At 69.4% G+C, this 13,798-nt stretch carries 8 protein-coding genes; 6 read left to right on the forward strand and 2 right to left on the reverse strand.

Annotated features, from left to right (window positions below; all coding sequences use genetic code 11):
- The gene (locus sphst_RS03615) at nucleotides 1-2,565 is read right to left on the reverse strand and encodes a two-partner secretion domain-containing protein (RefSeq protein WP_107045158.1); all 2,565 of its coding nucleotides are present in this window, start codon (nucleotides 2,563-2,565) and stop codon (nucleotides 1-3) included.
- A 70-nt stretch (nucleotides 2,566-2,635) separates the two neighbouring features.
- Nucleotides 2,636-4,273: a ShlB/FhaC/HecB family hemolysin secretion/activation protein gene (locus sphst_RS03620; protein ID WP_234387287.1), complete on the reverse strand. Its 1,638-nt coding sequence runs from the start codon at nucleotides 4,271-4,273 to the stop codon at nucleotides 2,636-2,638.
- Between the two features lie 544 nt (nucleotides 4,274-4,817).
- Here sphst_RS03620 and sphst_RS03625 point away from each other — a divergent pair.
- Genes sphst_RS03625 through sphst_RS03650 form a run of 6 tightly spaced genes read left to right on the forward strand, consistent with a single transcriptional unit; the run spans nucleotide 4,818 to nucleotide 13,796 of the window.
- Nucleotides 4,818-7,475 carry a glycoside hydrolase family 2 TIM barrel-domain containing protein gene (locus tag sphst_RS03625; protein WP_107045160.1) on the forward strand — a complete coding sequence of 886 codons (2,658 nt, stop codon included), beginning with the start codon at nucleotides 4,818-4,820 and terminating at the stop codon, nucleotides 7,473-7,475.
- A complete protein-coding gene (locus sphst_RS03630; RefSeq protein WP_107045161.1) occupies nucleotides 7,472-8,755 on the forward strand; it encodes an MFS transporter in 1,284 nt (427 codons plus the stop codon). Before sphst_RS03625 ends, sphst_RS03630 begins: the two co-directional genes overlap by 4 nt.
- Before the next feature lie 19 nt (nucleotides 8,756-8,774).
- A complete protein-coding gene (uxuA, locus tag sphst_RS03635) occupies nucleotides 8,775-9,944 on the forward strand; it encodes a mannonate dehydratase (protein ID WP_234387294.1) in 1,170 nt (389 codons plus the stop codon).
- Nucleotides 9,941-11,353 (forward strand): glucuronate isomerase, encoded by a 1,413-nt coding sequence (gene uxaC / locus sphst_RS03640; protein ID WP_107045162.1) that lies wholly within the window; start codon nucleotides 9,941-9,943, stop codon nucleotides 11,351-11,353. Before uxuA ends, uxaC begins: the two co-directional genes overlap by 4 nt.
- The gene (locus sphst_RS03645; RefSeq protein ID WP_234387296.1) at nucleotides 11,350-12,795 is read left to right on the forward strand and encodes a mannitol dehydrogenase family protein; all 1,446 of its coding nucleotides are present in this window, start codon (nucleotides 11,350-11,352) and stop codon (nucleotides 12,793-12,795) included. The genes uxaC and sphst_RS03645 overlap by 4 nt, the downstream gene beginning before the upstream one ends.
- Nucleotides 12,792-13,796 (forward strand): sugar kinase, encoded by a 1,005-nt coding sequence (locus sphst_RS03650; protein WP_107045163.1) that lies wholly within the window; start codon nucleotides 12,792-12,794, stop codon nucleotides 13,794-13,796. The genes sphst_RS03645 and sphst_RS03650 overlap by 4 nt, the downstream gene beginning before the upstream one ends.
- Nucleotides 13,797-13,798 lie beyond the last annotated feature (2 nt).

Genomic DNA, 13,798 nt, shown 5'->3' on the forward strand with positions numbered 1-13,798 from the left:
TCAGTGGCGCGCCTGCTTGCGCGGATAGACCGGGACGACGGGGGTGCGTGGCACGGGTTGCGTCAGCTCCCCCAGCGACGATTGCGTCGGCGGCGTCACGGGGACCGGCGTCACGGGGGCCGGGGGGATCGGGAACGGTCCCGGACCCTCCGGCGGCACGCTCACGCCGCCATCGACCACCGTCCCGACCGGCACGTTCGGCCGCCGGACCTGGGCCGGTGGCACCTCGAGGAACGGCCGCGTCGCGGTCGGCAGGACGGTGACGATCACCGGCGTCGGCGTCGGTGTCGGCGTCGGCGTCAATATCGGCGTTGGCGAAGGCGAGGGTGCTGGCGACGGCGCGGGTGCGGGTGCTGGCGACGGGGCTGGCGAAGGCGCTGGCGAGGGGGCAGGCGACGGCGCCGGCGCAGGCGCAGGCGATGGCGACGGTGCGGGCGCTGGGGCCGGCGACGGGGCCGGTGCTGGCGACGGTGAAGGCACAGGCGACGGGGCCGGCGAAGGCGACGGGGCCGGCGACGGTGCCGGGGCAGGGGCTGGGGCCGGTGCAGGCGCCGGCGCGGGCGCCGGTGCTGCGGTGATCGTCCCGGTGGTCCGGAAGCCCGCGGTGCAGCAGGATCCCGCCAGCGCATATTGGTCCGCATTCGCGCCGGTCAGCGTATAGCCGCTATAGCTCACGCCGATGCCCGCCCCGGCGTCCGCGCTGTCGAACGTCGCCGTTGCGTCCGTCCCCGCGACCAGGGCGACGCCGCTCGGCAGACCCGACGTGTCCGAGGCGTTGAAGCCGCTCAGCACCGCCGCATTGGTGCCGTCCGCGACCTTCTGCGCGGACGGGAAGACCAGCATCCGCTGCGCGATCGCCGCACCCTCGGTCAGCACGAACTCGCTCGAGAAGTCGGTCGGCGTGGTATACGAAATAGGATTGTAGTTGATCGACACCGGCGCCGCGGTCACCGTCGTCGGCGGCGACAGCGCGGAAAACACGATCGTGCCGCCATTGACGCCCGGCCCGGTGCCGTCCGCGCCTGCGATCAGCGTCAGCCCGACCGGCAGGCCCAGGCTCTGCGCCGGGATCGTCGTGCCGCGCGTCAGCGTGACGGCGGCGTCGATCATCACGTCATGCCCCGCGCACAGCGCGATGTTGCCGTCGGTCGTCGTGATCGCATGATAGACGTTCACGTTGCGCCCGGCGTTGAGCAGGATGCTGCCATTGACCGTCGTCAGGTCGGCGTTGACGTTCACGTCGCGGCCGCAGCAGGCGACGATGTTGCCGTTGGTCGCGCTGATCGGCGCGTTGATGACCACGTCGCGAAACGCGTTCAACGTCAGCGTCGTCGGCACGCCCGACGCGGTCCACGCGACCGCGTCGTTGACGAAGATGTCGCCATTGCCCGTCGTCGTGTCGCCCGCCGCGGGCAGCGTGCTGATCGTGATGCTGGTCGTCACGAGCTGCGCCGACAGCGTCGAGCCGGAGATGTTGCCGCCTGCGCCGATCACATAATCCTGCGGATCGATCAGCCAGGTGCCGGTCGTGCCGGTCCGCGCCAGCGTCGAGACCTTGGCCCCATCGGCGATGTTGACGGTCGCCGCCGACGTTTCGATGAAGCCGCCATTGCCGCCGACCGGTGCGCTCGCATCGAGCGTGCCGCTGAGATTGGTGGTGCCGGTCTGCATGTCGCCGAGCAGCAGGATGGTGCCGCTGCGGTTCTGCAGCGTCCGCGCCTCGATGATGCCGCTGTTGTTGACCGCGGTGTGGAGCAGGTCGCCTGCGCCCTGCGCGGTCATCACGACCTTGCCGCCATCCGCGCGGATCAGCCCGCCATTGCGGACCAGCGCGCCCACCGCGCCCTTGTCGACCGCGACGTTGAGCAGCCCGTCGCCCGCGACGTCGAGCGTGATCGCCTCGCCTGCCGCCAGCACGACCGTGCCGAAATTGGCGCGGATCACGCCGCTGTTGCCGACCTGGGCGCCGAGCAGCGCGACATAGCCGCCCTTGGCAGTGATCGTGCCGTCATTCTGGACGCCCGCGGTGCTGGTCCCGGCAAAGCGCGACTGGCCGGCCATGAAATCCGCATCGCTGATGTTCAGCGTCGATGCGACCAGCCCGCCGACGTTCACGCTGGCGGTCTTGCCGAACACGATGCCGTTGCCGTTGACCAGGAAGACCTTGCCGTTGGACGAGAGGCTGCCGAGGATCGACGATGGATCCGACCCGACCACGCGGTTGAGCGCGACCGAGCTCGTGCCCGGCTGGTCGAAGGTCACGCTCGCGTCCTTGCCGATCGAGAAGGACTGCCAGTTCAGCACCGCGCGATCGCTGGTCTGGGTGACCGTCATCGCCGGCCCGCGCGTCGCGATGCTCGCCTGGCCCGCGGCCACCTCGCCCCCGGTCGGCAGCGTCTGCGCCGTGGCGGGGCGCGCGGCGACCGTGCCGGCAAGGCTGATGCCGATCAGCCACGCGAACCGCGCGAGTCCGGTCGTGCCGAACAGCCCGCCGCGGCGCTGACGCGTCGGGGCGGTGGAGGGGGCAGTAGGGCGATGGCGGATCGATGCGGGGATCGGGGTCATGGGCGGTATCCTCGGGTTGCGGCGGATGGCCGCGAAATGTCGGTGCTGGTCGCTGGGGCGCGCGCGGGCGTCAGAAGCTCTTGGCGATCTGGAACCAGGCGCGGCCGGACCGGTCGGGGGCGGCGGTCGCATCGGCGCTGCCCAGCTTGCGCGCATAGGTGGCGCGCAGCACGATGTCGTACGGCGCAGTCCAGGTCGCGCCCGCGCCATAGGCGCTGCGGACCGCATGGTTCGATCCGTCGAAATAGCGCCGCTTCACATAATCGACCTCGCCGACATCGACGAAGGCGAACAGCTGCAGCGCGCCCGGGATGACCCGCGGCAGCGCGAGCCGCGCCTCGGCGGTCGCGACATAGCCCTGGTCGCCATAGGCCTCGCCCTCGGGATAGGCGCGCACCGCGTAGGCGCCGCCCAGTTCCATCTTCTCGGAGATGTCGAGATTGTTGAACGCGACCTGCCCGCGGACCGAGCCGAACACTGAGACCGGCCCGCTGATCGTCTGCAGCCGCGCCAGGCTGAACTGCATCTTGCCGTAGCGCCCATCGGTGCGCGCGGTCAGTGCGTCGACCGACCGCTCATAGGCACCGCGAATGTCGAGCGTGCCGACCGAGACGCTCAGCGAATAGGCGTTCCAGCCGCCGCCAAGCAGCGTGTCGTGCGAGTCACCGCTGAGGCCGCCGGTGACGACCTGCGCGCGGCGATAGGTGACCGTGTCGACGATCCCGAACCGGTCGTCGAACCATTTCGCATCGCCCGCCACCGTCACGTACAGGTTGCTGTCGCGCGACCGGATCAGAGGGTAGCTGGCATAGACGCTGGCGATCTCGGCATTGCCGCTGCCGTCGAGGCTGTCGAATTCCTTGCCGAGTTCATAGTCGAGATGCGCATAGGCGACGCCAAGCGTCACCTTGCCGATCGGCGCCTGATAGGAGGCGCGGCCATAAGCAAGCCCCGAGAAGGACGTCAGCGCGCGAAAGCCGAGCACGTCGCCCGAGCCGGTCGGGTTGTTCCAGTTGACCGACCCGCCGACGCGGTAAGCGCCGGTATAGCGATTGCCCGCATTGTCGGCCTCGACGCTGCCCGTGATGCTGCGGCCCGGGGTGATGTCGACCAGCAGGTCCGACGTGCCGACCGCGGTGCCGGGGCTCAGCGTCGAACGCACGCGCACGCCGGGCAGGTCGGACAGCATCAGCAGCCGGCGTTCGATCGGCGCGACCGCGACCGCATCACCGACCTCGAGCCCGTCGAGCATGCCGTTCGCGACGCTGTCCGCGAGGCGGGATTCGTTGCGCAGCCCGACCGCGCCGAGGCGACCCTCGACGACCGCGATCGTCACCGTCCCGCTCTGCACGTCCTGCGCGGGCAGATAGGCCTGCGCGACGAAATAGCCGCGGCTGGTATAATAGTCGGTGATCCGCGCCGCGAGCGTCTTCAGACCCGCGAGATCGAGCGTCGCACCGGGCGCGAACCCCGTCGCGGCGACCAGCGTCGCTTCGGGGAACAGCGTCGCGCCGGTGACGCGGATCGCATCCACGCGCGCCGAGGGTCCGCCCGCGGCCGGGATCGCGACCGGCGTCTTGCGAGTCAGGCCGAGCTCGGGATCGGGCGTATCGGTCAGCGGCACGGGCGGGATCTGCTGCAGCTGGCCACCGGCGCCGACCGGTACCTGTGCCTGCGCGGCCCCGCCGCCTGCCACGAGCGCAGCCATACTCACCGCCGCACACGCGGCTGCCCGAAGGATCGACGTCATTGGATATACCTCGAAAGTCACCGCGGATGGACGCTACGAACCTCCCATCCGCAGCAGCGGGAGTCGTAGTAGCAAGGCGTCGGAAGAGCCGCTGAATGCGGCAATGTCGGTGGCGAAGGTCTTGATGAAAAGAAGGTCGATCGTTGTATAAAACGAACGGCCGCGGTGGCTTAGTCCTTCGAATACAACTAAAATATACCCCGATTCCGTTACCTTTCTCTTAACGTTGATCTCTGTTCTTGATTTGAATCAAAAAAGAGGCCCGCGCGCGGGCTGATGCTGGACGCGCGACCTGCCTTACCGGACAGCGGCAAACCCGATCACATGCCAAGCCGCGACAGCCTTATTGTCCTGACACGCGGAGGGCCGGGGGCGTCAGAGACGTGGCACCACGTGACTCGCTCTTCCAAAAACCGTCCAAAATCCAAGCCAAACCCAAAAATTAACTGGTCAGGCCAATTGTCAGGAATTAAGCTGCCAAAAAAAGATCAGGGAGAGGGTTATGCAGACCAGATATGTCGCGGCGGCCGTCATCGCCGTCATGGCCGCGCCCGCTCCCGCACAGAGCGAGCGATCGGTCGTCCCCCTGGCGCAGGGCTGGGAGTTCCAGCGCGGCGGCGACGTCGATCCGGCGCAGGCCGCGCAGGCCGCCGGAACCTGGGAGCGGGTCAGCGTACCGCACACCTGGAACCGCGTCGGCTATTACATGCCCGACCCCCAGACCCATCTGAACAATGCCGAATCGGTCGACAAATATCAGGGCGTCGGCTGGTACCGCATGACGTTCACGCCGCCGGCGATGGACGCAGGTCAGCGCGCGTGGCTCCAGTTCGATGCGGCGAGCCGCACCGCCGAGGTCTGGCTCAACGGCCAGCGGATCGGCGGGCACAAGGGCGGGTTTTCACGCTTCCGGCTCGATGCCACGCGCGCGCTCCGCGCCGGGCAGGCGAACACGCTGCTGGTCAAGGTCGACAATACGCAACCGGCGCAAGGGTCCTCGACCGCCGACATCCTGCCGCTCGCGGGCGATTTCTTCGTGCATGGCGGGCTGTATCGGCCGGTCAGCCTGATCGTCACGAACGCGGTCCATGTCGACATGCTTGATGCCGGCGGCAGCGGGATCTTCGCGACGACGAGGTCGATCGACGCGGCGATGGCGAAGGTCGACGTCCGCGTGCGGATCCGGAACGACGGCACGAAGACCCAGGCGGTCAACGCGGTGGTCAGGCTGATCGACGCGGGCGGCAAGACGGTCGCGACCGCGACCCGCCGCATCCCCCTGCGTGTCGACAGCGCGTCCGAAAGCGTGGAGACGCTGTCGGTCGCGACGCCGCACCTGTGGAACGGCGTCGCCGATCCGTATCTGCACCGTCTGGTGGTCGAGATCGCGACGCCGTCCGGCGCGGTGCTCGACCGGGTCGAGCAGGCGTTCGGCATCCGCGAGATGCGCGCCGACCCGGCCCGCGGCTTCATGCTCAACGGCAAGCCGCTGCGGCTCCAGGGCGTCGGCTATCACCAGGATCGCGAGGGCAAGGGCTGGGCGACCGCGCCTGCGGATATCGAGCAGGATTTCGCGATCATGTGCGAAATGGGCGTGAACAGCATCCGGCTCACCCATTACCAGCACGGCCAGATGATCCACGACCTCGCCGACCGGTACGGCATGGTGCTGTGGGACGAGATCCCGCTCGTGTCGCGCTGGACCTGGGGCGACGATGCGGTCGCGAGCGCCGGGCTGCGCGACGATGCGCGCCAGCAGCTGCGCGAGCTGATCCGGCAGAACGGCAACCACGCGTCGGTGTTCAACTGGGGGATCGCGAACGAGGTCGATTTCGGCAAGTCGCTGCCGGCGTTCATCACCACCAGCAAGGATACGCCTGCGCCCGATCCGCTGCCGCTGCTGCGCGAACTGAACGCGCTGGCTAAAAGCGAGGATCCGTCTCGCGCGACCGCGCTGGCAACCTGTTGCGAAGGCCGGCTGCTCGGCTCCGCGGACATTCCGATCACCGCGGAGGCCGCCGATCTCGGCGGGGCCAACCGCTATTTCGGCTGGTATTACGGACAGCCCGGCGATCTCGGCAAGCATCTCGACTCGCTCCGCGCGCTGCGCCCGAACCAGCCCGTGTCGGTGACCGAATATGGCGCGGGCGGCGCGACGACGATCCACACCGACAACCCGCTCGGCGGCAAGGTCGACCAGCGCGGCCGCAACCAGCCCGAGGAATATGAGAGCTACATCCACGAAACCGCCTGGGCGACGCTGTCCGCCAAACCCTATCTCTGGGGGACATGGCTGTGGAATTCGTTCGACTTCGCGACGACCGTCCGGCGCGAGGGCGATGCGATCGACATCAATACCAAGGGGCTGGTCACCTACGACCGGAAGATCCGCAAGGACGCCTATTATTTCTACAAGGCGAACTGGACCGCGACGCCGACGGTGCACGTCGCCGGGCGGCGCTATGTCGACCGCGCCTATCCGGCCGCCGACGTCCGCGTGTACAGCAACGCGCCGCGGACCGACCTGCTCGTCAACGACCGCGTTGTCGGCACGCTGAGCGCCTGTCCGCAGATGGTCTGCGCCTGGTCGAACGTCGCGCTGGCGGCGGGGGCGAACCGCGTCGTCGCGCGCGGCGTCTTCCCGACCGGCGCGGTCGACGACGCGATCGAATGGCGGGTGGCGCCGGAGGCTGCGCGGTCAGTCCGGATCGACAGCGGCGCGCTGGTCGCACCGGAAATCGCGGGCAAGCGTTATGGCTCGGACGCGTTCTTCGACGGCGGCAGTTTCGGCGATATCAACGCCTATTCGGGCTATGGTCCGCGCCCCGAGAAGAAGGTTGTCGCGGGGACACCCGAAGGTGCCGTCGCGGAAACCTACCGCGAAGGCCGGTTCGGCTACCGCGTACCGCTAGCCAACGGGCGCTACACGGTCGAGCTGAGCTTCGTCGAACCCGCGCTCGCGGCGGGCGCCCGACAGTTCGACGTCGTCGCCAACGGCAAGCGCGCGATCGCCGCGCTGGACATCGCCGCGGTCGCGGGCGCGCCGCTCACGCGCGTCACGCGGCGGATCGTCTTGGGCGTCACCGACGGGATGCTCGACCTGAAATTCGTGCCGATCAAGGGCGACGCGATCGTGTCCGGTATCGAGATCACGCGATGAGCGCGCCGGGCACCCCGCGGCGCGGCTGGCGCAGCGTGCCGCTGCGCTGGCGGCTCATCGCGCTGGTGACGCTGGGGACGATCCTCAACTATCTCGCGCGCTCGACCCTGTCGGTGGCCGCACCGCAGCTGAAGACCGAATTCGGCATGTCGACCGAGGATTACAGCTGGGTCGTGCTGGCGTTCCAGGCCAGCTACACGGTGATGCAGACCGTCGCCGGCAGTGTGCTCGACCTGCTCGGCACGCGGCTCGGCTTCTTCCTGTTCGCGGTCGGCTGGGCGCTCGCCAACATGGCGCATGCGCTGGCGACCGGCTGGCCGAGCCTCGCGCTGTTCCGCGCGCTGCTCGGCGCGAGCGAGGCGGCGGCGATCCCCGCGGGCGCCAAGACGGTGTCCGAATGGTTCCCCCCGCGTGAGCGGTCGCTGGCGACCAGCGTGTTCCAGATGGGCACCAGCGTCGGCAACATGATCGCGCCGCCGCTCGTCGCCTTCTGTATCCTCGCCTGGAACTGGCAGGCGGCGTTCATCGTCACCGGCGGGCTTAGCCTCGTCTGGGCGTTCCTGTGGTATTGGGGCTATCGCAGCCCCGCCGACCATCCCGCGCTGAGCGAGGACGAGCGCGCCGCGATCATCGAGACCCGCGGCGAGGACGTCACCGCCAAGCCCGCGACGCGCGGCGACCTGTTGCGCAGCCGCAGCTTCTGGGGGATCGCGGTCCCGAAATTCCTGGCCGAACCGGCGTGGCAGACGTTCAACTTCTTCATCCCGCTCTATCTCGTGTCGGTATGGAAGCTCGATCTGAAGAGTATCGCCTTATGGGCGTGGATGCCGTTCCTCGCCGCCGATTTCGGCAGCCTGGCCGCGGGCGTGTTGCCGAGCTGGCTGATGAAGCGCGGCGTGCCGCTGGTCGCGTCGCGCAAGATCACGATGACGATCGGCGCGATGTGCATGATCGGGCCGGCGTGCATCGGTCTTGCGCACTCGCCGGGCGTCGCGATCATCCTGTTCTGCATCGGCGGCTTCGCGCACCAGATGCTGAGCGGCGCGCTGGTGACGCTGTGTTCGGACATGTTCGACAGCCGGACGGTCGGCACCGCGACCGGAATGGCGGGGACGTCGGCCTGGGTCGGCGGGATGCTGTTCACGCTGCTGATCGGGCAGAGCGCGGATGCGTGGGGATATGACCCGCTGTTCGCCGCGTTGGCGGCGCTCGATCTGCTCGCGGCGGTCGTCTTGTGGAGTTTGCTGCGCGCTACGCCGCGCACGGGGTTGAGGGTTTAAGAGGATGACGAGTGTGTTGATGACGCAGACGATGCGCTGGTTCGGGCCGAACGATCCGGTGCGGCTGGACAGCATCCGGCAATCCGGCGCGACCGAGGTGGTGACCGCGCTGCACGAGGTCCCGAACGGCGAGGTCTGGACGCGCGAGGCGATCGCCGCGCGCAAGCAGATGGTGCGCGACGCCGGGCTCGACTGGACGGTGGTCGAAAGCCTGCCGGTGGACGAGGGCATCAAGACCCGCTCGGGCGGATGGGACCGGCTGATCGAGGCGTACCGCGAGAGCCTGCGCAATCTCGCGGCGTGCGGCATTCGCGTCGTCACCTATAACTTCATGCCGTTGCTCGACTGGACGCGGACCGATCTCGCCTGGGAACTGCCCGACGGATCGCGCGCGCTGCGGTATGAGGCGATCGTGGTGGCCGCCTATGACCTGTTCATGCTGCAGCGGCCGGGGGCCGAGCAGAGCTATGCGCCGGCGGTCCGTGACGCGGCGGCGGCGCGCTTTGCCTGCATGGACACAGCGGCGCGCGCGGATCTCGAACGGACGATCCTCGCGGGCCTGCCGGGCAGCGAGGAGGGCTTCACCTCGGCGGCGTTCCTCGAGGCGATCGGCCGCTATGACGCGATCGACGCGGCGCGGCTGCGCGACAACCATGTCGCGTTTCTCGAGGCGGTGTGCCCGCTCGCCGACGAGCTCGGCATCGCGCTGGTCGTCCATCCCGACGATCCGCCCTTTCCGATCTTCGGCCTGCCGCGCGTCGTCAGCACCGAGGCCGACGTGACCGACCTGTTCACCCGCGTGCCCAACGTCTCGAACGGGCTGTGCCTGTGCACCGGGTCGTTCGGCGTGCGCGCCGACAACGACCTGCCCGGCATGGTCGACCGGCTCGGCTCGCGGATTGGCTTCCTGCACCTGCGTTCGGTCCAGCGCGAGGCCGATGGCGCGTTCCACGAAGCCGATCATCTGGAGGGCGATGCCGGCATGGCCGCGGTGATGGCGGCGGTCCACCGGCTGTCGGTCCGCGAAGGCCGCAGCATCCCGATGCGCCCCGATCACGGGCATCAGATGCTCGACGACCTGACGCGCACGACCAATCCGGGCTATTCGCTGCTCGGGCGGATGCGCGGGCTCGCCGAACTGCGCGGACTTGAACGCGGTATCGCCTTTGCGGCAGGAGCCCTTGCATGACCCGTCCTCTCGAGCTTCATCCCGACCGGCTGTTTCCCGCCGATCCGACGACCCGCGCGATCGCCCGCACGCTCTATGCGGAGATCGCCGACCTGCCGATCGTCAGCCCGCACGGTCATACCGATCCGACCTGGTTCGCCGACAATGCCAACTGGACCGACGCGACGTCGCTGCTGCTCGCGCCCGACCATTATCTGTTCCGCATGCTCTACAGCCAGGGCGTCGATCTGGACGCGCTGACGATCGCGCGCCGCGATGGCACGCGGAGCACCGATCCGCGCGCGGCGTGGCGGCTGCTCGCCGACCATTATGCGCTGTTCCGCGGCACGCCGTCGCGGATGTGGCTCGACCATGTCTTCGCCGAGGTGTTCGGGTTCGACGTCGCGTTCGAGCCGGCGACTGCGGACCTGTATTTCGACACGATCGGTGAAAAGCTCGCGACCGCGGCGTTCCGCCCGCGCGCGCTGTTCGACCGGTTCCGGATCGATTTCCTCGCCACGACCGAAGGCGCGCACGACAGCCTCGACGCGCATCACCGGATCCGCGAGAGCGGCTGGAACGGCCGTGTCGTCACCACCTATCGCCCCGACGGCGTGATCGATGTCGAGCACGAGCAATTCGCCGGCGCGCTGCGCCGCTTCGGCGAACTGACCGGCGAGGACGTCTATGGCTGGCAGGGCTATCTCGCCGCGCACCGCAAGCGCCGCGCCGATTTCCGCGCGGCGGGCGCCACCGCGACCGATCACGGCCATCCGACCGCAGCGACCGCGAACCTGTCGACCCCCGAATGCGAGGCGCTGTTCGCGCGCATCACCGGTGACGACTGGACCGCGGCCGACGCCGAGCTATTCCGCGCGCAGATGCTGACCGAGATGGCGGCGATGAGCGTCGAGGACGGCATGGTCATGCAGATCCATCCGGGCTCGGTGCGCAACCACAATGCCGGGCTGTTCGCCAGCCATGGCCGCGACAAGGGCGCGGACATTCCCGGACGCACCGACTATGTCCACGCGCTCAAGCCGCTGCTCGACCGGTTCGGGACCTCGACCGCGTTGTCGATCATCCTCTTCACGCTCGACGAGACGGTCTACACGCGCGAGCTGGCACCGCTGGCGGGGCATTATCCGTGCCTGAAGCTCGGCCCCGCCTGGTGGTTCCACGACAGTCCGGAGGGGATGTGGCGGTTCCGCGAGATGACCACCGAGACCGCGGGCTTCTACAACACCGTCGGCTTCAACGACGATACCCGCGCCTTCCTGTCGATCCCGGCGCGGCACGACGTCGCGCGCCGGATCGACTGCGGCTATCTCGCGCGGCTGGTCGCCGAGCACCGGCTGGAGGATTGGGAGGCAGCCGAGCTCGCACGCGAACTGACGAGCGATCTGGTCCGCAAGGCATACCGGCTGTGAGGCTGTCCAGGGCCACGCGATCCGCGCTCGCCGCCGACGTGACGCAGCCGGCATCCTCCGCCGCGACCGTCGGGCGGATCGTCCATCTCGGGATCGGCGCGTTCCACCGCGCGCATCAGGCGGTCTATACGCAGGATGCGTCGACGCCGGACGTAGGGTGGCGGATCACCGGCGTGTCGCTGCGCTCGCCGCAGGTGCGCGATACGCTCGCGCCGCAGGACGGGCTGTACACCGTGACCGAACGGTCGAACGGCGCCAGCGCGACCCGGCTGATCGACGTGATCGACACGCTGCTGGTCGCCGCGGAGGATCCCGACGCGGTGATCGCCGCGCTCGCCGACCCTGAGACCTGGGTCGTGACGCTGACCGTCACCGAAAAGGGCTATTACCGGCATCCGGCGACCGGTGCGCTACTCGTCGACGATCCGGCGATCGCGCACGATTTGAGCGGCGGCGTGCCGCGGACGATCTTCGGCTTTCTGGCGGCGGCGCTCGATCGGCGGCGCGGCGCGGGGGCAGGGGGACTGACGCTCGTGTCGTGCGACAATCTGTCGGGCAATGGCGCGCTGCTGATGCGCCTGCTGCTCGCGTTCGTCGAGCGCCGCGATTCGGATCTGGCCGGCTGGGTGCGCGCGCACGTGACCGCGCCCGACACGATGGTCGACCGGATCGTGCCCGCCTCGACCGAGGCCGACCGTGCGGGCGTCGCGACCGCGATCGGGGTCGACGACGCCGCCGCGCTGGTCACCGAACCGTTCCGGCAATGGGTGATCGAAGACCGCTTTGCCGGCCCGCGCCCGCGCTGGGAGGCGGCGGGGGCGCAGATCGTCGACGACGTCGCGCCGTTCGAACTCGCCAAGCTGCGGCTGTTGAACGCGAGTCATTCGACGCTCGCCTATGTCGGGCTGCAACGGGGTCACGCCTTCGTCCATGAGGCGATCGCCGACCCGGCGCTGCGCGCGTTCGTGATCGCGCAGATGCAGGAGGAGGCGGTGCCGAGCCTGACCGCGGCGGCGGGGCTCCATCCCGCGGCGTATATCGACGCGATCCTCGACCGCTTCGGCAATGCCGATCTGCACCACCGTCTCGACCAGATCGCGATGGACGGATCGCAGAAGCTCCCGCAACGCTGGATCGCGACCGTCGCGGAGCGGCAGGCGCAGGGGCTCGACAGCCCGAAGCATCGGCTCAGCATCGCCGCGTGGATCGCCTATACCGCCGATGCGCCAGCGATCGCCGATGATCCGCTGCGGAATCGCTACGCCGCGATCTGGGCGGACGCCGCGGGCGACGCGCGGCAGGTCGTCGCGCGGTTCGTCGGCGAACTCGGCATATTCCCCGCCGATTTCGACCACGCGGCGCTGGGCGATGCGGTGGTAACGTGGCAGGCGCAGGGGCCAGAGGCCGCGCTGCGCGGCGCCATCGGAGAGCCCGTCGCATGACCGGTACGATAGTGTGTTTCGGCGAGATGCTGTTGCGGCTCGCCGCGCCCGACCGCGGGCATCTGTTCCAGGACGCCCGGCTCGACGCGCATTTCGGCGGCGCGGAGGCGAACGTCGCGGTCGCGCTCGCGCGGATCGACGTGCCCGCCGCGGTCGTCACGACGCTGCCGCACGGCCTGATCGGCAATGCGGCGCTCGACTCGGTCCGCGCTGCGGGCGTCGACGTCTCGCGGGTGGTGCGCGCGGACGGCCGGCTCGGCCTGTATTTCCTGTCGCCGCCGAGCGGGTCGCGCGGCGCGCAGATCGTCTACGACCGCCTCGACAGCAGCTTCGCCGCGACCCCGTCGAGCGCCTATGACTGGCCCGCGATGCTGGACGGCGTCGGCTGGCTGCATCTGTCGGGGATCATTCCCGCCATCGGTCCGGGTGCCGCGCAGCTGTCGCTCGATGCGATCGCGGCGGCGCGGGCGGCGGGGGTCAGGGTCTCGTTCGACGGCAATTTCCGCGCGAGCATGTGGGCGCGCTGGTGCGCCAATCCGCAAGGCGTGCTGGTCGATCACGTCGATGGTGCGGACCTGCTGTTCGGCAGTCACCGCGACATTTCGCTGCTGCTCGGCGAGGACCATGCCGGCGACACGCCGGACGCGCGGCGTCGCGCGTGCGAGGCCGCGTTCGCGCGGTTTCCGACGCTCGCCTGCATCGCCTCGACCGCACGCCGCGTGATCGATGCCGATACGCACGCCTTGTCCGCGCGCGTCGATCGCCGCGACGACGCGTTCGAGACCGAGACGATCCTCGTCACGCAGATCGTCGACCGGATCGGCACCGGCGACGCGTTCGCCGCGGGCGTGCTCTCCTGTCTCGACGACGGGTGCGAGGCGGCGGCGCGACGCGGCCTCGCGCTCGCCGCGCTCAAGCACGGCACCGCGGGCGATCACAGCCGGACGACGCTGACCGATCTCGCCGACTTCACCGGCGCGCCCGCCGACGTGCGGCGGTGACC

This window comes from Sphingomonas sp. STIS6.2, assembly GCF_000732685.2.
In the GTDB taxonomy this organism is placed as follows: Bacteria; Pseudomonadota; Alphaproteobacteria; order Sphingomonadales; family Sphingomonadaceae; genus Sphingomonas; species Sphingomonas aerolata.